Source organism: Pseudobacteriovorax antillogorgiicola, from assembly GCF_900177345.1.
Taxonomy (GTDB): Bacteria; Bdellovibrionota_B; Oligoflexia; order Oligoflexales; family Oligoflexaceae; genus Pseudobacteriovorax; species Pseudobacteriovorax antillogorgiicola.
In genome coordinates, this window is sequence record NZ_FWZT01000002.1 from 416,941 (window position 1) to 437,464 (window position 20,524).

Below are 20,524 nucleotides of genomic sequence, written 5' to 3' on the forward strand. Positions count from 1 at the left end.
CGGGCATCTAGTTCGTTGGCCGCAAGCTAGCTTCTATCTGATCGCTTACAACATTCCAGTCGACTGTGGAGGTGCTGCTATCTTCGTTAACATAGGTTAAAGATCCACTGCAATTTGAAGTCTCTTTGAGAGTGAATAAATCCTTGTCGCCTTGCTTCATGGTGAACGTTTCAGTGCCATCATCATCCCTATGCCACTGATATTCCAACTTTTCAAAGCTGCTGCTATAGTGAATAAAACTACCTTCCCAAAGGTGGCTAAGTCTACCCCTAAAACGTTGACTTGATTCTCTTGATTCATAGAGCAAAAAGCCGCCAGCGACTTCTACAGTCTTATCATCCGGGGATCTTAAGAAGGGAGCGGGATCAAAGTATCCCAGCTCTACCTTCTTCTCTTCTAGTAATGCTCTAGATAAATAGGGAGACAAGATATTCAGTTCATTTATTGTATCCCTAGCCCTGCGCGCTGATAATAGCATGGTATCAAAGAACCGCTGAGAATTTTCGGCTGTTTCTCCATTGATAGAAAAACTTCCCGCTGGGTAAGTTAGCAAAGAATCAAACATAACAAACTTATCTTCGTCTAGTGATCTCTTTTTACCTGCGGTGCATGACTTTGATTCGTATGTTTTCTCTTGAAACTGAATCTGATCCTCACGAGAGACGACTCGAATATAAGAAATTTTATCATCTAGATCATCTAAGTTTGCTTGGTCATCTTTGATTATCTTGCAGGCTCCCAGCTCAGTCGAGTACTCACATACGTACGCAGTAAGATGTGGAGGGACTTTGATGGAAGAAGCTTTGTTATCACCGACCTTTGATAATTTGGCAAAAGTATACTCGCCAATTTCAAACTCTTGTGACTCGCCCTCGAAATTTGCATTTGCAAACAAAGCAACGGGTGTAGTGGGAGATTGGCCTTGATCATGATTACTGCCATCATCGCTACCGCCGCCACAAGAAACTACAGAGACTACAAACCCCTTTAACAACAACAGATTCAAATGTTTCATAGCAATTACACCTTTATGGGGATTAAAACGTGTCGCCTTCTAAAAGAAGACTTCATCTAGTGATTAGCAAAATGGGTACCATCGAGTGGTTGACTGTTTCAGTCATCTAAGCCTATTAAAATGAAGGAGAACTTAACTTGGTAGTCCTGTGCTGATTCTTCCTTCGATTTTCAAGACTTAACAGAGAAATGCTCTTTTTATTGAAAGAGGACAGCATACACCGTGTTCTCTGTATCTATTCAGATGTCGCGTTCTTCTTCAGCATCTCGTGAATTGAAGCTGATAGCCTACAATGTCTGGTTCTCAGTATGTCCCATAAACTAACTCTTTGCACAAGGGGGTATTGGGCCACTGTTTCTATAATGAGATTCTTTTACATTTCTCAGTAATCACTCACGATCACTTTAAAAGAGTACTTGTTTTCTAGCATAACTTCCCAGTGCATCATTTTTTTAACACGTCGAGTCGTAGAGTCACAAAATTGTGCCTCAAGTACAGGCAGGTGATCGAAGTAGCAATGATTCACGTGCGCTTGATCAAGCTATGAAAATGAGCGTAGGGCTGATTTTTTTGCTCTAATGTTAACATTTCCATTAGAACATCCTAATAATAGATATCTTTTTGGATTGCTATCGTTGGCTTTAATCAGTGGACTCCCTCGCTAAATCTCTGTTTTAAAAGGTCATGCTTGTGGATCAAGAATTGCTCGTCTTCACTTTGGAATAGAGTTTTGAGCGCGGAGGAGCAATGAAAATACTATATGAAACATCAAGATTACTAATAGGCTTGGCCGTAGTTTTTATGATACTTGCCTGTAGTCGAAACCCTTTTAAACCACTTCCTATATCAAAAGGCGAAGCTACCGTAAAGGATCAGGACGAGGGCTTATCAATACCTCAACCTCATGCCCTACGTAAAGCTAGCCGGGAACAGGTTGTTTCTGCAATTGAAGAAGTGTTTGGAATGAGGCCAGATCTACAATCTTCAGACGAAGCGAGAATAAGGGGATTGACAAGTCTTGGTACAGGGATTTCAATTTTTTCAATTGCATCATCAACTGAACTCCATAACAAGGCGCTAAGTATTACAGCAGAATACACTGGAACACAGAGTTTTCAGTCTCAATGCGACTGTATTAAAAGTCAGTTTGATGAATGCGCGGTGCGTACGGGCAAACAGGTTGGCGAGAAGCTCTTTAGAAGGCCTTTAACTGAGGTTGAGATGAGTCGCTATAATCAGATCGTTCGGGATGTCATCGGAAAAGAGAATCAAAATCTTTGCGATGGCATCAGCCAAGGACTTGCCTACTTTTTGCAGTCACCGAAGTTTCTTTACCTTTCACCATTAGTTGGAAATGCTAGTTATTCGGTTGCTCAGTTTCTGAGCGTATTTTTGAAAGATAAGGTAATAGACGAAGAAATTTTTGATCTAGCTAGACGCGGAAAGTTGAGTGACCGCGAATCTATCGATAGTTTTGTTGACAAGCTGATTGCATCGAAGGATTTTGAAGAGAGGTTTAAAAATATCTTTCGGGAGATCTTTGGAGTTTCGCGACTTGCAAAGCTTGCCGATAGTCAAGCATCGAGCCGAGATCTTATCGTTGCAATGGAGCGAGAAATCGATGATTTCATCAGCCTAAATATGCTTAATGGCTCGTTCTATGATATTTATCTGGGTGACCAAACAAGAATTACACAACCTCTTGAGGATTTCTACGGTAAAACGATTGCCGGTACATCAGAAGTTATCTCGTTGCCTAAGAACCAAAATAGGCTTGGTATTGCGACACTTCCTGGTTTCATGAAACTTTTGGCTCATGTAGATAAAACGTCTCCGACTTTAAGAGGTAGTTTCATATTGGAAAGCTTTATGTGTGAAACCATTCCTCCACCACCGAGTGATGAAGAGGTGGTTCTCCCTGAAGGGGACGAATTTAATACTATGAGAGATCGCCTTGAAGTTCATGGGACCCAGGAAGCATGTGCAATATGCCACAAGAAAATGGATCCAATCGGTTTGGCGTTTGAAGTTTTTGATCAGGAGGGAAGGTTTAGGAATCAAGAAAACGGATTTCCTATTATAACAAAAGATAGCTTTGATGATGTTAGCTTCGACGGGCCAGCAGATTTGATGAAGGAGCTATCCAAAAAGCCGGAATCAAGATCTTGTTTGGTTAAAAAGATGCTTGCGATAGCAACAGGACTAGAGCCTGATTCCAACTCCGATGAATGGATCAAGGCACTGACAAAAAAATCAGAGAAATCATCCTATACTTTGAAAGACCTCATTAGCGAAATCGCAAAAGAGATTGCCAACAAAATCAATGAGGAGCAAAAATCATGATCCTAAAAGATCTTACTAGACGCAGGTTTCTGGCTGGTACAACGAAGATGGGGGTGCAATTGACCGTTGCCCTACCATTGCTAGACATACTGTTGAATAACGATGGAGATGCGTTGGCTAATGGAGCTAATCTACCGTATAACTTCATCTTGTGGTTCTGGGGCAATGGTATTATACCCGAAGACTTTTTCCCGCAGCAGGCAGGAGCACAGTTTCAGCTTTCCCCAAACCTTATGCCATTCGCTGCAAACCAGGAGTACTTGACAGTTCTATCTGGTATTAATGGTCGCTCGGGAAATGGAACCCATGAGTCAGGAATCTACGCGGCCCTATCTGGTTCAGAGTTTAGTGGCCGCTCACCACATCCAAACAATACTATTGATCAGGCTATTGCGGATCATATTGGGGGAAACTCACTTCAGAAGAGCATTCAGTTAGGGGTATCGCAGCAACATTATTTCGAGAATATTCAAATTTTCAATAATATTTCCTACCGGAACCAAGCGCCGATTCAGCCCATTTTTGATCAACAACAGGTTTTCGCAAACCTCTTCCAAGGAATAAATAAAACGGAAGAAGAGAAGAAGGCACTTATAGTTCAGAGTGAGCTATCGCTCGGAGTTATTGATGCTGTAAAAGAAGATGCCAAGCAGTTGAAGAAAATATTAGGAATGTCAGACCAAAAGAGAGTTGACGCTCACTTAGAAAATATTTTCGAGATTGAATCGAAACTGAAGAAGCAAGCTAATGGTGAATTTGGGGAATGTGAAATTGATCCTCAAATGGATCTTACTGGTGAGACCCTCAAAGGTAAGAATGACATCATGGCGAAACTTGCGACTCTGGCTCTTTCCTGTGGCACAAGTAAAGTGATCTCATTTCAGTTTAGTGGAGGGGCGACGAATACGGTGTTTCCTGGAATAGCAGGAGATCATCACTCGACAACCCATAACCCTAATGCCCAAGGGACAGTTTCTCAAATGACTACAGCAGTCATGGAGCACCTTAATACGCTTGCCACGGAGCTACGAAGCCAGGCTATGGGTGATGGCAACTTGCTCGACAGCACCTGTATCTATGCTACATCCGAGATGAGCCATGCTTTGAGACACTCCACGAGAGATTTTCCTATTCTATTGATAGGGAAGGCGGGCAACAAACTAAAAGGTAATTTTCACTATCAAGGTCAAAATCAGAGTACTGATAATGTTCTTGCAACGATCGCTAAGTTGTTTGAAATGGAATCTAGCCAACTGAATCTCAGAGATACGCAATCTATCGATGATGTTTTAGTATAGACCGGAATCCAATAACGAGTATTCTTGCAACCATTTTGGAAAAACAGCACCCTTTTGACTGAGGGTGTTGATCCTTCGCCTCCCCCTAAAGAAGATCTTTCACCACTCGTTGTATCGTTCTATGATAGCTCAAAGCTTCATCTAGTTCACTAAGGGGAAGCCAGACACCCCCCCTGTGGTAGCTAGCATCGTCGACAGTTCGGGCTTTGGTTGATTGGAGATAGCCCCGAAAGAACCTTGTTTGACAAGTATAGATCTGATCGTTCCACTTAAAATCGTAATTTTCTACCTTCTCAGATTCCACGTCGATTTCTATGTTATAGCCGGTTTCCTCTAGGGTCTCACGAATGGCTGCTTGAGAAGGGGTTTCACCTGCCTCAATCTTTCCGCCAGGAATAAAAAAGTAGTTTTTTCCACTATATGGGTCCTCCCCCGTGAAGCCTAGGATAGCATTATTATGGACTACGACGACGCTAGTTCGGATTCTATTTATGGCTACCATAAGTAATATTTCTCCTAGCTTAGTCACGGGAAACACTCCCATGTTTCTTGATCGCGAGTAAGATTTATAAAAAGAAGTCGCATACTTACATCTAGGCGTTCGAATAATAGTCACCTTTAACGCCTGGTAACTCATAGAGTAATCGTAGTAGTGTTAATAATCTAGTATCAAAAGACGAAAAGCAACAAGACCAATCGAAATTATAGCGAGCATGCAATAAGTAACTATTTAGAGGGACCGCATTATGAAACGATCGTTCATTCTTTCAAACTTGATCCTAGGTTTGATCTGCTCCTGTGGAGAAAATCAATTTCAAAGTGGCGGAAGTAACAAGGAAGCTAGTAAAGGGTCCAACTTAGAGGCCAAGCTTCCCGAAAACGGTGGGACGTCACCAGACTCAATTCCCGCTGGTCCTGACTCAGTGATAGACTTGCCTCAAGAGGAGGTAAGGCAAGTGGAAGAGGTGAATCTTCCGATTCAAAATTCCGAATGCTCGGCTGCAGAGGGAGATGAGTACACCCAAAGTTTCAATGATAATAACGGGAACCCAGTTTTTAACGTGAGTAAGTATGAGAATATACTAGTCAATGGCAACGAGAACGAAGTGACAATCAACCTTAACTCAGCAGCGCAGATCAATAAGGTTTGTCTTTGGGTCAATGGTAATGATAACAATGTGACTGTTAATGTAACAGGGAATGTGAAAGAGCTTTATCTAGGGCTTAATGGCAATAATGGAGATTCAGTCATTCAGCTCCTACAAACTGGGGTAGTCAACCAGCTGTATCACTTCGTAGATGGTGTGCAAACGAAACCACGAGTGATCAAACCTAGCATATAGGAATGCTCTTTAAAGGAGTTGCCAGTATCATATCGGCAACTCCTTTGATGTAATGTCTTTAAGCTTCCCCTAAATCGAGTGCCTAGTCGATTTGAAGCCTCGCGTTGTTGACCTCGTCACTCGCTTATCACCGTAGCCAGCACGTACTGTCTCATTGCTCGCTCCTTGTTGCCTAGCCAAAAGAATTCAACTTGGCTAGGCACTAGTATCCAAGACAGAACGCGAAGCATCCGTCAATCCTTTGATATTTTTCAATTAACACAAGTACGCCGATCGCTAACCATGGTTGATGCCATTGCCGAAACACGTTGTAATTAATAGCAATCCAGCGCTAACTGCGGCAAATTACTAGAAATCGATATCTGGGATGTTAAAGATCTAGATCAGTCTCTATGTAAGATATTTTTTTAAAAATACCAAAACCTTCGTGTTTACAACAATATATATCGCAGCCTGAAAATCAGAATTATTGGCTTAAGAGTTGCATTTTTGTTTTTGCAGATTATCGATGGACGTAGCAAAGGAGCACAGGCATGAAAGCAGGAAGTCTACTTGTTATTTTTTTATGTATCACTACAATGATGGGCTGTAAGAGAAGTCAGTCAAACCAAAATAGGCCCCTAGATACTACGGTCACTGATGAGAATCCTACGGATGCAGCTCAAGGTGAGGGCGACATATCCAAACTTGAGCAACGCCTAGAAGCTGCATTAGAAGCCAATGAAGCGATGAAAGCCAAAGTAGATTCCCTTCAAAATGATCTTCTCTCCGACGAGAAAGATCTTGAAGAATCGCTAGGTAAACTAAAAGAAGAGTTAGCTGAAAGCCAAAAGGAAATCGACGAGAAATCCGATGCCATAGATAAGATCGAAGATGAAAATAAGATCTTACAGGCTAATATTGACAACCTTAAGAACGAACTTGAGGAACCGAAGGAAGATAGTTCTAGTAATGATGCGGAGCCCAATGGCTGTACTATTGGTGATAAAAAGTATGATGCGGGCGCAAGAATTTCCTACAACGGAGAAATATTCCGCTGTTTTAGCCCAAATTTTCGATTTGTAGGGAAAGAAGGAGAAAATTGTTCTGCAAATGAGGAGACTTTTACTCCAGGGGAGATTGCCTTACTGAATGGTGACACTCTCTTAATATGCTTAGCAGGAAACTTCTATTCAGTGGAATAGAGCTGGCTCAGGTTGCATGACTCTAGGTACGTAAGAAAAACCTATCCTTCGGCTAGAAAGCTTTCTATGATACCTCTGAGCTTTCCTGAGCCGATTGGCTTTGTAAGGTATGAGTCTGCCCCTAAGGAGCTGGCTATCTCACCAATATTCTTCGATGCAGCAGCCGTTAAAAGAACAACTTTTAAGTTCCTATTGGGATCAGATTGGGCTCTTAAATCTCTTATTACATAGAATCCATTGGTCTCATTGGCACCAAGATTGAGATCAATAAAGCAGACCTTAATATCAGGGTTCTCTTTCACTAAACTCAGAGCTTTTTGCGCATTTTTTGCGCGATAGGCTGTATACCCCCACTTCTCTACGTGCCTTGACATCATCTCTAAGACGGGGAGAGAATCATCGAGAAATAGAATTCCCGCCGTTTTGTTATGCTTGTTCACAGTTGCCCACCAGCTAGTATTTTGTTCAGATATGATTTTATGCCTTGAAAAATATTTAGCAAGTAGACACTTTCTGGGTTGGTTCGCACTGTTTGGGGACAAGCCTGTCTGACGATGAAGAGCAACGAAAGGCCAGGAACAATAGGAAGAAAACTGTTGTTATTTCCACCAATTCAAGTGCAGAAACGATAATTTCAAATTTTTTGCAATCTTTTGCAAGACGGAAAGCGCTATGGATTGGAAAGTGTTTCTCACGACATTCGGAGCAATTTTCATCGCCGAGCTTGGCGACAAAACTCAATTTGCTGCCATTGCAGCATCAGCAGGATCAAGCAGTAAACTATCTGTTCTTCTTGGCGTTGTCTTGGGTCTAGCCCTTGCGGGAACTCTAGGAGTCATTGCTGGCTCATTGCTAGGAGAGTTTATCAAGCCTTCCGTTATGAAGTGGCTTTCAGGTAGCTTATTTATTGTTGTTGGAGTGTGGATTTTACTGACGTCGTGAGAGCCAAAAATTTAGCTCGATTTCCTGGATTTCTGAGCCTTATCTTTTTTCTTTTTCTCATCCATATCGATGATTTTGCTTTTGTCCTCAATTCGCTTTTCTAGGAGATCGTAGAACTTTAGGGATCGTTGGACATTGTTTTCGAACATCCCCCAGATTATTGGATCGTAAGACTGTTCTGAAGCTTTCTGCATGATTGAAAGAGCTTTCTCTTGGGAAAAGGCTTCTTTGTAGACTCGTTTCATGAGAAGGGCGGAATAAACGTCGGCAATCGTCACAATTCGAGCATATTCATGGATGCCATGATCATGCTCTTCAAGGCGACCATGCTTGTCGCATGGGTAGCCACCGCCTTTGAATTTTTCGTGATGTTCGTGGGCGACCCGAGCGACATCCTGTTCGATGGGAGCCCCTTGGTCAATTGCCTTCAGTAACTCCTCGTAGCCCAGAGTCGTATGAGTCTTCATAATTTCAAATTCTTCTGGGGTAAAAGAGCCTGGCTTGTTTAGGATATAGCAAGGTACACAGGTTTTTCCCACGTCATGATACAGTCCTCCTAGGGCGACCTTTTCAGAAATCTCTTTCGGTTTTTTCAGAAGCTTTTGAGCAATGACACCAGCGATCATGGCCACTGATGCTGAGTGATCGTACAAGGTCGGATCAGCGAGAACCATGCGACTTAAGGTACCAATGGCAATCTCAGATTCCATGAGGTTATCAATCACCTGGCTAGCAGTTTCCTTGGCAAAGGTCGCTACCTTTTGATCGATACCACCTTTGACAACCATTTGGCTGGCGGCAGAGAGGTTACTAAACAGCTTGAGGGTGTCAGGGTCGAGATGTGGGTCTTTTTGCAGAAGGTTATGAATTTTTTTGTTTCTGACATTGTTTATGATGCCATTGAAGTGAGGCATGTCCTTCGTTTCGAGACATATATCTAGATCATCGTACTCTTTATTTCGCGATTTTATGATGTTGTTGACCAACTCATGGGAGAATTCTCTCTGGGTGATATATTCGATCATGGTGTTGCCAACGCGGAAATAGATACTGAAGTCAATGTGCTTCACTTCGAATAGGTAGTGGAAAAGCTCAAGGCTGATGATGGTGAAGCGATGCTGGTCTTCCGGTGCTACCTCGAAAATATGACAACGGCGACGGGTCGCTTCTGATATTTTGTAATGTTTTCCCATGGAAACCCTATTGAACTTTTTAGCCCCTTAGGAACAGAATCGGTGACATCTTAAATTCATTTAGCAGTTTCCCTAGGTCGTAATTTAAAGGTATTAATTATGAAGACTTAAAAATGGGCCGACTCTTGTTGAAGAGCGGCCCAATAGGAATGTTCAGCATGTCATGGCTTATAAAGAACTCTGAGTATTAGTACTCATCTTCGCTTTGTGAAGGGTCGTCATTCTGTGAAGGATCATCGTTCTGGCCTGGGTTGTCACAAGACTCACCATCCTCACAAGTCTCAACACAGTCTTCTTCGATGAAGTCATCACCGCTATTATCGACAGTACACTCAACCGGCGTCTCAGGTCCTGGCTCTTCAGGCTTACTTGGGCCTTCAGGAGTGTTGGGGCCTTCTACTGGGCAGTCTGCTGTATCGCAAGCTGGTGTTCCAGGGGTTTCAGTTGTTGGAGTTTCAGGGGTTTCGCAACCATCCTTGTCACTACAGACAACTTCAGGAGGAACTTCGTTACCGCTATTACCACGACCTTTTGAGCCAGTGAAAGAAGCAGAACCGCAGGCAACGTTGAATAGTACGAGTGTGGATAAGCAAAAAATCAACTTCATCTATTTATTCCTTAACAGCAATTTGCAGATTTATCTTCAAACTCATTAACGCCAATATGGCGTTGATAGGTTGTTTATACGTCGATATGGTATGTATGTCAATAAGAAATGATAGGATTGACAAATTTTTTTTGTATCATGAATTATAATAGATAGTTAGCTTTTCGCAGGGAAGTCTGGGCTCAGCGAACTCTGATAAATTGCTGATCTTATTGGCATAATATCCAGAGTGGAGTATATTCTTGGTTGGCGAGTTGCGGGCACTTTGCCTAAGTGTTCGATATTTCGCACCTTGAAACAATTCAGTTGTGATTTTCGTGGGGATAGAATGAAGAAAATAGCGTTGATTGGCACACTGGTCGTTGGTTTTGTGGCGATTTTGTCGGTGGTGGCGGCCATGAACTTCGGTGAAAAATCGAATATTTACGTGTCTGGTGAGGTGGTCATTCCAGAGTCCTTTTCTGATAAAATTAATAGTAATATTAGTACTTTATTTGTTGTGGTTTACGATGAAGAAAGCCCGATGCCAATGCCCTATGGGGCTATGAAGCTCCGCCTGGATCAGGCGCCAGAAGCCGGTGGTAGCCTGCCATTCTTTGTGACTAAGGAGCGCCTTATGGTGATGAGAGAGAACCAACCACCTCCTTATAAGCTTAGAGTTAAAGCCCGCTTGGATCTTGATGGTAATGCTGGTCGAGATCAGCCAGGAGACCTTACCGGGGAAGCCTCTGGAGTCGCCCTTGGCACCCAAGATATTACAATCACTATCGATAAATATATCGAGAACTGATGTTGGGAACTATCTAAGGAGTGGCAGCTTGAGAATCGAGGGGCTCTGGATTCTCTTGGTCTATCTTTGCAATCAAATCTTCCGCCATGCCAGTAGGTTCAAGCCAGGGCTTGTAGAGGCTGCGGCTCAGCCATACGGGGCAGCGATCGTGCCCTGCTGCTATGACCTCTGGAGGAGGGGCCCGCGTAATCACAGCAAATGAGGCGTAGCCCTCCCCACCATCAGGGGATACCCAGCGGTCGTAAATCACTGGAACTGCCATAAATGTTTTGGAACTGGGACTTATTTGAATCACTTCTTTTTTACCCTTGCTTGTGACCCACTCAAAAAAGCTTTGTACCATCACAATGCCGTGCTGTTTCATAATCAGGGGCCGCCAACTTTTCCGATTAAGAAGAGAGTCAATTCGAGCATTGAACATGTTGTATTTACTTGGTACTTCTGATTGTGAGCCGCTGGGTCGAACGCGATACCTCATGGGAGTGACGATCCGTTTGCCCCGCCTCATGGTAACAATAGGAGCAAAGTAATTTGGATAGATCCGCGGATTCTCTGCGATGATCTTGTACTTCTTAGAGTCTCGTTGAGTCATAGACGCGTACCGAGAGAAGGCATCTTGATCTACTTCAGCGTCAAATTCGATTTCGAGGTTTTTAAGGTCCTGTTCGATCAACATCGAGTAGCACATGGAGTCTAGTCTCCTATTTTAAGCTATGGCTTAGTATTTTATCGTCTCACGATCAAGGAAAGTTCATGAAAAAAGCTTCTGTTAACAAGGTACGTGATGCGCTGGGAAAAGAACTCAAGCGCTCGATGAGGGAGCTTAAGGCCCCAGGTCATCCTCGTCCATATTTTATCAGCTACCTGTTTCGTGATGTAGAGTCGTACGAAGTTTGGGGCCGTTATGGAGCCTTGTGTAGTGAAAAAAAAGATCACAAGCGCAATTGCTATGCTGATGTTCGCGTTGGTAATTATCGCTACGATCACGTGACAAAGGGTGGGCTGAGCGACAATTCCACGGAAAATGAATCCTACGAGTTGATTGAAATGCCAGTCGAAGATAGCGAAGATGCGATTCGCTTTGGCCTCTGGCGCTTGACAGATGCAAAGTATCGGGAAGCTGTCTCAGCCTATCATGGACGCAAGTCCAGAGACGTGAGCTATCTAGATGAAAATAAAACCATGCCTTCGTTTGAAAAACACGCTGCAGTGGTTGATCTGAGTCATATTAAGACCCATAAAGTTGACTACGAGCATTTTCAGAACTTGGTGAAAAAGGCTAGCTTGGTATTTAAAAAATACCCAGAAATCAAAAGCTCGTTTTGCGAGTTCACGGCTGAAGTGGTCACAAAGATCTACGTTAGTTCGGAGGGGGTGGAGCGAGTATGGCAGCAGCTGGTATTCAGTCTTAGTGCCTACATGTGGTATCACACCAAAAAGGTGAATCAGGACTATACTCTCGTGACCCACACTTGTGATATCAGTGAGCTACCAGACCTGAAAACTTTTAAGCGACAGATCGAGGAGAAAGTCGAGGCGCTCTACCAGCTAGAATCGAGTCATGAAATGACCTCTTTTGCGGGGCCTGTTCTACTTGCGCCGAAACCTGCGGGCCTTTTTATTCACGAGGTCGTTGGTCATCGTTTAGAGGGCAACCGGCTTCTCTCCGAAAACGAAGGTCGCACGTTCAAAGATCGCGTCGGGCAGAAAATCATGCATGAGGGTCTGACGATTTATGACGATCCAGCCCTCCGTGCCTTTTCAGGAAATACTCTTGTTGGCCACTACCCGTTCGATGATGAAGGAGTAGCGCCGCAGAAGTCGCTTTTAGTGGAAAAAGGTGTGCTGAAGGGGTTTTTAACCACACGGAGTCCTATAAAAAAGACTCGGCACCGAAGTAACGGACATGCTCGCAATCACTTTCACGAGCGCCCTATTAGCAGGATGGGAAACCTTGTGATCGAGAGTCATGATGGCAAAGATTGGGCTGAGTTAAAAGAACAACTGATTCAGCTGGTGAAGAAGAAGAAGGCTCCCTATGGGTTTATCCTGTTAGAAGTGGAAGGGGGTGAGACGGAAACAGAAGCTTATGACTTCCAGGCCTTCCTTGGTGACATCACGACAGCAGTCAAGGTGTATCCTACAGGTCGAGAAGTCCTTGTGCGGGGTGTAGACTTTGTTGGTACTCCCCTTAGCAGCCTGGCGAATATCGTTGCAGTAGGCAAGGATTATCATGTCGACAACGGGTATTGCGGCGCCGAGTCGGGAACGATTCCTGTTTCCACGATTTCACCAGCCTTGTTGCTATCAAACCTAGAGCTTCAGCTAAAAAATCCAGCAAAGGTAACCCAGTACGCGTTGCCCTTACCTTGGTTTGATCAAAAGGAAACTTCGTCGCGATCTAAACCCAAAAGGCCGAGAAAATCTTCCACGTGATCTTTGGGAATCTGTACCCAGCACTTCATGTGCTGGGTGTATTCGGTGCTGATCACAGAGCCACCGGCTCGTTCAAGGCAGTACTCCAGATGCCGCTGCTGGTCGTAAGCCAGGGAAAATGCAATAGGAACTTGTTCGATATAGGGCTCGATCTGGGCGGCTTGAATCACCTCCCGCGCACAGTTGCCGTAAGCGCGCACGAGGCCCCCTGCCCCGAGCTTGATTCCTCCGAAATAACGAACTACGACGATCGCCGTGTTAATCAGTCGATTGCCTTGAAGGTGATTCAGAATTGGCTTACCGGCTGTTCCAGATGGCTCTCCATCGTCTGAAGCTCTAATTTGGGCCGTGCCATGATCTCGAATGTGATAGGCAAAGGTGTGGTGGGAGGCGTCCCGATACTCACTTTTAAGGTCCTGTAAGAACTGATTGAATTCATCTTGGTTGGCACATGGGGAACCGAAACCAATGAAACGGGAGTTTTTTTCTACCGTCTCGATGGTGATCGGCTTCGTAAATATCTGTTCGCTCACATAATTTCCAGAAATTAGGAGTTCATCATCCGAAGCTGCTTGAGGAGCCGCTTTTTAGCTGCTGCAAGTTTTTTCTTTCGTTTCACCGATGGCTTCTCATAGTGCTGACGCTTTTTAAGTTCAGCAATAGTACCTGCCTTCTCAACTTGCTTTTTAAGAGCTTTGAGTGCTCTCTCGACGTTGTCTCCGTCTCTTAATCTTACTCCGGGCATAGACTCCTCTGTAATAAAATAGTCATTTATACTTACAAAAATTCAGGCTAAGTGCCTAAAATTAATCGACTTATGTCCGGGTTTCCCGCAACGGGATGCCCCATGGTAAAAAAAAACAGCGCACTAATCCAGCGAAACGTGTCACGCTGCATAAGAATCGGTATAACTTAGCCTTTAGTTAAGGCTTTTCTTTCGTGAGCCAGGGAGATTGGTATCGAAACTCTGTGAAGTCGGCAGATTGGGCAATCGCGTCCTTTAGGAGTTTCTGGTATTCGCTCGCAGGAATTTCGATCGCTCCGAGCCGGGATAGATGAGGGGTTAGAAACTGAACTTCCAGAAGTTGAAAGTTCTGCATTTTTAAATGCTCTGTAAGAAAATATACAGCGGCTTTCGAGGCATCCGTGACGCGATGAAACTTTGATTCAGCAAAGAACGCGCGGCCCAGTGCAACGCCGTACAACCCCCCTACTAGATTATTATCTTGCCATACTTCCAACGAATGTGCATGGCCAGCAATATGTAGCTCATGATAGGCTGCCTCAATTTCGTTATTGATCCATGTTTCTTGCCGGGCAGCGCACTCTTGCATCACTCTAGTGAAACATTGATCGATGGTGGGTACAAATTGATATCGGCGCAAGGATCGTTTCAGTGAGCGAGAAAGGTGGAAGCGTTCTAGGGGAATGATAGCTCTAGGATCTGGATTAAACCAACAAATCTCTTCAGTTTGCGGATGGGGCATGGGGAAGAAGCCATTTGCATATGCGAGCAGGAGAATGTCTTTATTCAAAGTCGTCATGGGCCCGATTCTAGCACGAGTAAACCGATCCAACATCTAGAAGATGAGGCTCACATGGTGGAGTTGTAAACTTTTGATTCTAAAAAGATGTTAAATAGATCCGAGTCTAGTTTGCCCGCTTTGACTTCCATGTTCAAAATATCTAGGGCTCGATCAACTGGGACAGCTTTTTTATAAGGGCGATCAGACGCTGTCAGAGCATCATAGATATCAGAGATCGTCATGATCCGGGTTTGCACCGGAATCTCTCCGCCTCTCGCAGAGGTTGGATAGCCTGAACCATCGAGCTTTTCATGATGCTTGGCAGCAATCTGAGGTACATTTGAGAAAGCCCGTCCCCAAGGAATTTTTCGAAGGAACTCATAGGTATGATTCACGTGACTTTGAATCTCCGCAAACTCTTCTCTTGTTAAGGAGCCTCGTGATACAGAGAGAGCCTCTAGTTCACGGGCTTTTAAGAAGGGCTTCTGCTTTTTGTGACAATCGGTAAAGCTAAGATTTGCAATGTCTTTTAGCTTTTCGAAACCACCCTGTTCTAGAACTGTCGGCTCGTTCGATTTAAGGATGAACTCAAGGAATTCTTGTAGCTCGTTAAGCTTTCGCTCGTAGGATCGTTTTAGATTTTCTGGTCCGAAGCCAGGAGGGAAGGCTCTTTGATCCTGAAGGTACTTGATAGTGTCTTCTAGGTATTCTATTTGATGTCGTGATCGAATATGATCAAAACGCTCAAGAACCAGCTCTAGCTCCCATGGATAAAGCTTCTTGGCTTTGGTCAATACTTGCTCTCGTACTCCCAGCTTACCAAAATCGTGTAGCAAGGAAGCGTATTCAATTTCTTTTAGCTGATTTTTATCAAAGCGAATCGATGCGAACTTTCCATGGTCGATATCGTTTAGAAGCTGTGCCATACCAAGAGTCAATTGAGCGACGCGGTTGGAATGACCTGAAGTTGTCGGGTCCCGTTGCTCGATGGCAGTAACTGAGGCATGGACAAACCCTTCGAATAGCTCTTCCTTTTCCTGGGTTAGCAGCGCGTTTTCTAGGGCAATACCAGCCTGCTGAGCAACAATCTCTGCATACTCTACAGAAGCTGACTCGAAAGGGAGAACAAACTCTGAAAAGTCCTTTAGGTTTTTCAAGTTCGGAATATTGTCTTTCTTCCGGTTAATCAGCTGAATGACGCCGATGACCTGATGGGAAATATCAAACATCGGTAGAGTCAGCATCGAGCGGCATTGATAGCCAATCTTTTCATCCCAAGTGCGATCATGCTTTACTTTGAAAGGGTTCTTATCGGGGTCGGGGTCGAGATGGTACAAATCTGGAATATTGATGCTGTGCTCTTTGACCACGGCATTACCAACGATAGAGCCTTCTGAAATGGGAATTCTAAACTCGTCAAGTGCTTGGGTGACGGTTTCATTCTGTGTCACCTTGAAAACGATTTCTCCATCATTGCTTCCATCCTGGCGCTCCACCACATAAATCGAGCCAGCGTCAGCATTAGTCACTTCACGGGCCTTTAGGAGAATGAGTGACAAAAGCTTATTGGTATCTCGAATACCATTGAGTTCTCGTGAAATTCTAAGGACATATTTGACGTGTTCAGAGGTTTCGGCGACCTTCTCTTTATCGGTTGTGGATGAGTGGATGGCCTGCTGTAGACGGAAGTGATTATCGATTGTTACGGCTAATTGGATGCCTGAAACAGGGAGGCCTATACCATGTAGGTCACTATCGAGTTCAAGATCCAAAACGTCAGCATCGTTATCAAGAAAACTGAGGCAGATGCACAGATGTGAGTCCTGGCGACGTTCGAAGAATGGTCGAAATGATTGCTTGTCATTCCAAACAGATTTTTCAACAATAACCAAGTGGATGGGGCCAGAGCTGAGGCTCAACACTCCATCTGTGGGATACTCCACTTCATAGGCCTGAAAGTATTCGTTGCTTGAAATCGTCGCGACAAGCGATTCAAAGGTTTGAATATCTAGGTCTTTAAGAACGTCTAAATGTTCTTGTTTAACAACTTTTTTTGCCGTACTCATGAGTACTCTTATGAAATGGGTGCAGCTTAGAAACGTGTTTTGCTTGTAGCTACCTCTATTCTATTACAAATGCGACTTAATGCCAATATGACCTATAAAGGACAGAATATGGATACCGGACTGATCATCGACCTTGAAACCACAGGAATTGATCCAGAAACAGACAAAATTATCGAGCTCGGGCTTATCGAATTTAGGATATCAGAAGACGTACCCGTTCCTGCCATCACGAATATGTACGGTGCGGTTGAAGATCCGAAGCAGGCTTTGAGCGAAGAGATAAAAAAGATTACTGGACTCGACGACTATATGCTTCAAGGACAGAAAATAGATTGGGTCTATGTGCGAGCAGCGATCCAAAGAAGCTCTATCATCATTGCTCACAACGCTGATTTTGATCGTAGCTTCTTAGAAAAAAGGGCAGAACTTGCCGGGCTAGAGGATGCTCACTGGGCTTGTTCAATGAAACACATCGATTGGGCTAAACATGGCTTCAAGACCCGAGCCTTAAATTACCTTGCTGCCGATCATGGCTTTGTCAACTCATTTGCTCACAGAGCACTATTCGACTGTGCCACCACCTTTAGGTTGATGAGCCCTTATTTTGCAGAGCTGGTTCGGAAGTCATTTATGAAAGAATATCGGGTTTTTGCGACCGCAGCGCCATTTGAATCTAAAGATAAACTGAAGGCTAGGGCTTACCGATGGGATGGTGCAAAGAGGGTCTGGTACAAAACAGTTCTAGAAGACATGATCGAAAGTGAAAGAGTTTTCTTAGCTGAAGAAGTTTACCCCGATGCCGACCTTCACGAAGAGCTGATACTTTCATAGACCTCTGCTGGTGAGCCAGATCCTGCTGGCTCATTCTTGATCCCAAGTTTAGTGCCGCCAAAGGCTTGTAGCAGGTCCACCACGTTCTTAAATTCTCTGTCCGTGGTAATCTTTGGTTGCATCACGCCGCGGAACAGCCGATTGATCGGTGTTATAATATTCTGAATGTTGCGGGCTACAATTCTAGTGATGGATACTGCCTTTAAGTACTCCTGGATGGAGATAAACGAGTTGCTCGACTCCTGGACAATAATTCCGTCGACCATCCCGGTGTCTTCGTGCAGACTTGTAAACGCAAGGAGGCGTTGCAAGAATGGCTGCCAGAAGGCTGTGTCAGTGCCGTTGTAAGGAGCTGCCAGTTCTAGTTTGGCAACCGTTCGGATATTGTTGCTGTGAAATATTCGGTGAAGGTTGATGATCTCACTAGTCGTCAACGACGCTTCGGTTTCTAACTCTGAGCTTGAAACGACGCTTATTCCCGCGTCACGCATCATCGGTGCAAAGTCTTCCAATTTAATCTTTAATGCTTGGCAAAAGGCCCATATTCCTCGAAAGCCAACCAGTTGTACTTGTCCTTCGCGACCTTTCAGAAAAGCCTTTAAGGATTCTAGGCCAAATGGTGAAACTGAATTTTGATCATCCATACAGCCGAAACAAATAGCAATATTGCGGTTTGTAGGAATGGCAATGGATTCTTTACCACTCAGGATTGTGTCAATACTTAGGGCGTGGAAGTCGGTAAATTCGATGTCATGGGAAGCCTGATCGACACTGACCCCCATCGCGGGGAGTGGGCTGTGGGTGATCACTTCGTTGAGGTGGTCTAAGTCGTGATTGCTACTATTTTTGAGGCGATAAAGCTTCATCGAGTTAAAGCTCTGCGCTTCTTGTTCATTTAATGCATGTTCCACAAAGTCAACAGGGATTCGGTGGGATTTTTTGATGATCGTGTCAAAGTTTTGTCGATTGAGTTGATTGTTCTCACTTAGTTCACAGGCCACGAGGTTGATGCCAAACCCAAGCTTTGCTTGAGATGAGATCGTATTTTTTGAATTGAGTACAATTTTAAAGTCGTGAATGTTCTGTATTAGTAAACGCGCGAGTGAAATTAAGCGTAATTGCATTCTGAGGCGGCCACGATCGGGAAAGCTTATATAACTAAAGCCGCGATACTGATCCTGCAATTGGTCAATCCGATGGAATATGGCGCAAAGCGTATCATAGTCCAAATCCGGTGTGGGATAGAGACAAACTTCGGAACGTAGTCCGATACTATGAGCTAGTTCGTGAACTTCGAACCACATGGACGCCGCATTCGCAGATTTACTAACGCAATTGATAAAATCATTGCCTCCTAAATAGTCGAGACCAGCCTGTTTGTAAGACTCTAGAAGTTCTTTGACGTTTCGATTCTCTGCCATAGCGTACTTGACAACATCTGATGCATTTAAACCCAAAGTCATGATCTTAGGGGACTTTGACTTTAAGCGTTCAATACAACGGACTATGTCTAGATTGTCTTCCACATTGAGAGGAAAGTCGGGAATTCGAACAATATGAGGCCGAAAGTCTGATAGTTCGCTTGCATCCACAAGTTGACCTGCTTCATGAAAAACCTTGACAAGTCTACCATGCCTAAAAAAGCCTTGTCGGAAGGCTAGGTATCCAAGTTCTAGAAAGTTTGTCTTGTGATAGGTATCTCTAATGTGATCTGCCACTAGTAAATCCTGCCTCTTGAAGTCGTGTCCACTTGCGATCCACTTGTACGCAATAGCAAGAAGACCTTGTCGCTGCAACGTTCGTCAATTCAGTCTATTTTGTAAGGAAATGATAGAAGTGTTTTACACCAAACAGCAGCCAATAAAAAGGGGATAATACTTGTAGAAACATTAACTAGCGATAAGATTTAGAAGAAATCTTTCTTAGGTGAGGTTGTTGTTTTATTACCACCTTATCGAATCGTTACTAGTAGGCATCAGTTTCAGCCTGGCTTTTTTGTGCAAATTGCTGTGTCGAGTAGCGATAAAGTCGTTTGCCATCTGTATCGAAGAAGCTGTACTCAATTCCACTAGCATCAATGTCTAGAAATAGCAAACCGTGGCTGGCTTTTGCAAATCGGCTTGTCTCAAGGCCAGGTTCAGGGGGGTAAAGTTCAGCTCCACCAGCTCCCGAGATAAAGAAGTCTCCAGAGCAATCGTTTGGTTTTATGTGTTCTAGGTGATGGGAGTGACCAGCCAGATATCCGTCGAGCTGACAAAGAAGAGGTTGGAAAAGCTTAGCTTGAATACTTATAGGGTGTTTAGAGCTTGAACCTACAACAGGGTGATGGCCCAAAGCAATCTTCCACCGTGCTTGAGACTCTTGTAGCCTTTGCCAAAGAAAGTCTACCACACAGTCTGAAGCTGAAAAACAAAGGTCGGGATAATTTGTATCGAGGGCGATGATCTCCACCAGCTTGCCGAGTTTTATAGAGTAGAATCTATTGGGGAAGTACCATTGACTGTTCTGCCTTGAGTATTCAATCTGAGCGTCGGCGTTGCCTTTATAGTCATGGTTGCCAAGGACAGGATACCGTGGGATTTTAGATAGGCAGGGTCGATCAAAGAAGTTTTCAATGATGGACTTCCACTTGGGATCTGAAACACTGGCGACTCCATCCATGTAAATGTTATCGCCCAGCAGCAGGACTCCATCGATATTTTTTTCAAAGCATAAAGTCTCAGCAAGATCGAAAACATCTTTCTGGGCTTGGGTGCCAGTTCCATAATCACCGAAGGCTAGCAGTTTTACTTGTTCTGGGTTTCTTATACTTATCTCAGTGACAAGTGGCCCAGCCTTCATCTTTGCGCGTTTCTCGCGCCAATGACCGTAGCCAATAAGCAGTGCGATCAACAGACCGAAAGGCCATAATCTGAACATCAATAAGCTCCTGGAATGTTATCCAGAAGCC

At 44.1% G+C, this 20,524-nt stretch carries 20 protein-coding genes; 8 read left to right on the top strand and 12 right to left on the bottom strand.

Annotated features, from left to right (window positions below):
• Nucleotides 1-7: 7 nt before the first annotated feature.
• On the bottom strand, nt 8-1,015 hold the full coding sequence (locus B9N89_RS04215; RefSeq protein ID WP_132315030.1) for a hypothetical protein: 1,008 nt from the start codon (nt 1,013-1,015) through the stop codon (nt 8-10).
• A 747-nt stretch (nt 1,016-1,762) separates the two neighbouring features.
• Between B9N89_RS04215 and B9N89_RS04220 the strand changes: the two genes are divergently transcribed.
• On the top strand, nt 1,763-3,358 hold the full coding sequence (locus B9N89_RS04220; RefSeq protein ID WP_132315028.1) for a DUF1588 domain-containing protein: 1,596 nt from the start codon (nt 1,763-1,765) through the stop codon (nt 3,356-3,358).
• Entirely contained in the window at nt 3,355-4,656 is a 1,302-nt protein-coding gene (locus tag B9N89_RS04225) for a DUF1552 domain-containing protein (protein ID WP_132315026.1), read from the top strand. Before B9N89_RS04220 ends, B9N89_RS04225 begins: the two co-directional genes overlap by 4 nt.
• A gap of 85 nt (nt 4,657-4,741) precedes the next feature.
• Here B9N89_RS04225 and B9N89_RS04230 read toward each other — a convergent pair whose 3' ends face one another.
• Nucleotides 4,742-5,185, bottom strand: a complete 444-nt coding sequence (locus B9N89_RS04230) for an NUDIX hydrolase (RefSeq protein ID WP_159455134.1) — start codon at nt 5,183-5,185, stop codon at nt 4,742-4,744.
• Between the two features lie 217 nt (nt 5,186-5,402).
• Here B9N89_RS04230 and B9N89_RS04235 point away from each other — a divergent pair, with 217 nt between their 5' ends.
• The gene (locus tag B9N89_RS04235; RefSeq protein ID WP_132315022.1) at nt 5,403-5,999 is read left to right on the top strand and encodes a hypothetical protein; all 597 of its coding nucleotides are present in this window, start codon (nt 5,403-5,405) and stop codon (nt 5,997-5,999) included.
• A 533-nt stretch (nt 6,000-6,532) separates the two neighbouring features.
• Nucleotides 6,533-7,183 carry a coiled-coil domain-containing protein gene (locus B9N89_RS04240; protein WP_132315020.1) on the top strand — a complete coding sequence of 217 codons (651 nt, stop codon included), beginning with the start codon at nt 6,533-6,535 and terminating at the stop codon, nt 7,181-7,183.
• A 41-nt stretch (nt 7,184-7,224) separates the two neighbouring features.
• Here B9N89_RS04240 and B9N89_RS04245 read toward each other — a convergent pair whose 3' ends face one another.
• Nucleotides 7,225-7,623: a response regulator gene (locus B9N89_RS04245; protein ID WP_132315018.1), complete on the bottom strand. Its 399-nt coding sequence runs from the start codon at nt 7,621-7,623 to the stop codon at nt 7,225-7,227.
• Nucleotides 7,624-7,855: 232 nt separating this feature from the next.
• Between B9N89_RS04245 and B9N89_RS04250 the strand changes: the two genes are divergently transcribed.
• Nucleotides 7,856-8,125 carry a TMEM165/GDT1 family protein gene (locus B9N89_RS04250; protein WP_132315016.1) on the top strand — a complete coding sequence of 90 codons (270 nt, stop codon included), beginning with the start codon at nt 7,856-7,858 and terminating at the stop codon, nt 8,123-8,125.
• Nucleotides 8,126-8,136: 11 nt separating this feature from the next.
• Here B9N89_RS04250 and B9N89_RS04255 read toward each other — a convergent pair whose 3' ends face one another.
• Both B9N89_RS04255 and B9N89_RS04260 read right to left on the bottom strand, forming a co-directional pair.
• Nucleotides 8,137-9,318, bottom strand: a complete 1,182-nt coding sequence (locus B9N89_RS04255) for an HD-GYP domain-containing protein (RefSeq protein WP_132315014.1) — start codon at nt 9,316-9,318, stop codon at nt 8,137-8,139.
• Between the two features lie 187 nt (nt 9,319-9,505).
• Complete coding sequence (locus B9N89_RS04260; protein WP_132315012.1) at nt 9,506-9,925, bottom strand: hypothetical protein; 420 nt, start codon at nt 9,923-9,925, stop codon at nt 9,506-9,508.
• A gap of 328 nt (nt 9,926-10,253) precedes the next feature.
• Here B9N89_RS04260 and B9N89_RS04265 point away from each other — a divergent pair, with 328 nt between their 5' ends.
• On the top strand, nt 10,254-10,715 hold the full coding sequence (locus B9N89_RS04265) for a hypothetical protein (RefSeq protein WP_132315010.1): 462 nt from the start codon (nt 10,254-10,256) through the stop codon (nt 10,713-10,715).
• A gap of 13 nt (nt 10,716-10,728) precedes the next feature.
• Here B9N89_RS04265 and B9N89_RS04270 read toward each other — a convergent pair whose 3' ends face one another.
• Nucleotides 10,729-11,403 carry an SOS response-associated peptidase family protein gene (locus tag B9N89_RS04270; protein WP_132315008.1) on the bottom strand — a complete coding sequence of 225 codons (675 nt, stop codon included), beginning with the start codon at nt 11,401-11,403 and terminating at the stop codon, nt 10,729-10,731.
• Nucleotides 11,404-11,468: 65 nt separating this feature from the next.
• On the opposite strand from B9N89_RS04270, the gene B9N89_RS04275 reads away from it, so the two are divergent.
• On the top strand, nt 11,469-13,151 hold the full coding sequence (locus B9N89_RS04275; RefSeq protein WP_132315006.1) for a TldD/PmbA family protein: 1,683 nt from the start codon (nt 11,469-11,471) through the stop codon (nt 13,149-13,151).
• Here the strand turns inward: B9N89_RS04275 and B9N89_RS04280 are convergent.
• The 4 genes from B9N89_RS04280 to B9N89_RS04295 all read right to left on the bottom strand — a co-directional run bounded on the left by B9N89_RS04280 (nt 13,094) and on the right by B9N89_RS04295 (nt 16,743).
• Complete coding sequence (locus B9N89_RS04280) at nt 13,094-13,684, bottom strand: IMPACT family protein (protein ID WP_159455135.1); 591 nt, start codon at nt 13,682-13,684, stop codon at nt 13,094-13,096. The genes B9N89_RS04275 and B9N89_RS04280 overlap by 58 nt on opposite strands.
• A gap of 14 nt (nt 13,685-13,698) precedes the next feature.
• Nucleotides 13,699-13,896, bottom strand: a complete 198-nt coding sequence (rpsU, locus tag B9N89_RS04285; RefSeq protein ID WP_132315002.1) for a 30S ribosomal protein S21 — start codon at nt 13,894-13,896, stop codon at nt 13,699-13,701.
• 178 nt (nt 13,897-14,074) lie between these two features.
• Nucleotides 14,075-14,695: a leucyl/phenylalanyl-tRNA--protein transferase gene (aat, locus tag B9N89_RS04290; RefSeq protein ID WP_132315000.1), complete on the bottom strand. Its 621-nt coding sequence runs from the start codon at nt 14,693-14,695 to the stop codon at nt 14,075-14,077.
• Between the two features lie 50 nt (nt 14,696-14,745).
• Entirely contained in the window at nt 14,746-16,743 is a 1,998-nt protein-coding gene (locus B9N89_RS04295) for an HD-GYP domain-containing protein (RefSeq protein ID WP_132314998.1), read from the bottom strand.
• 87 nt (nt 16,744-16,830) lie between these two features.
• Here B9N89_RS04295 and B9N89_RS04300 point away from each other — a divergent pair, with 87 nt between their 5' ends.
• Entirely contained in the window at nt 16,831-17,574 is a 744-nt protein-coding gene (locus B9N89_RS04300) for a 3'-5' exonuclease (RefSeq protein ID WP_234996063.1), read from the top strand.
• On the opposite strand, the gene B9N89_RS04305 is transcribed toward B9N89_RS04300, so the two are convergent.
• Entirely contained in the window at nt 17,550-19,370 is a 1,821-nt protein-coding gene (locus B9N89_RS04305; RefSeq protein ID WP_234996064.1) for a hypothetical protein, read from the bottom strand. The two genes, B9N89_RS04300 and B9N89_RS04305, sit on opposite strands and share 25 nt — an antisense overlap.
• 169 nt (nt 19,371-19,539) lie before the next feature.
• Nucleotides 19,540-20,493: a metallophosphoesterase gene (locus tag B9N89_RS04310; RefSeq protein ID WP_132314992.1), complete on the bottom strand. Its 954-nt coding sequence runs from the start codon at nt 20,491-20,493 to the stop codon at nt 19,540-19,542.
• Nucleotides 20,494-20,524 lie beyond the last annotated feature (31 nt).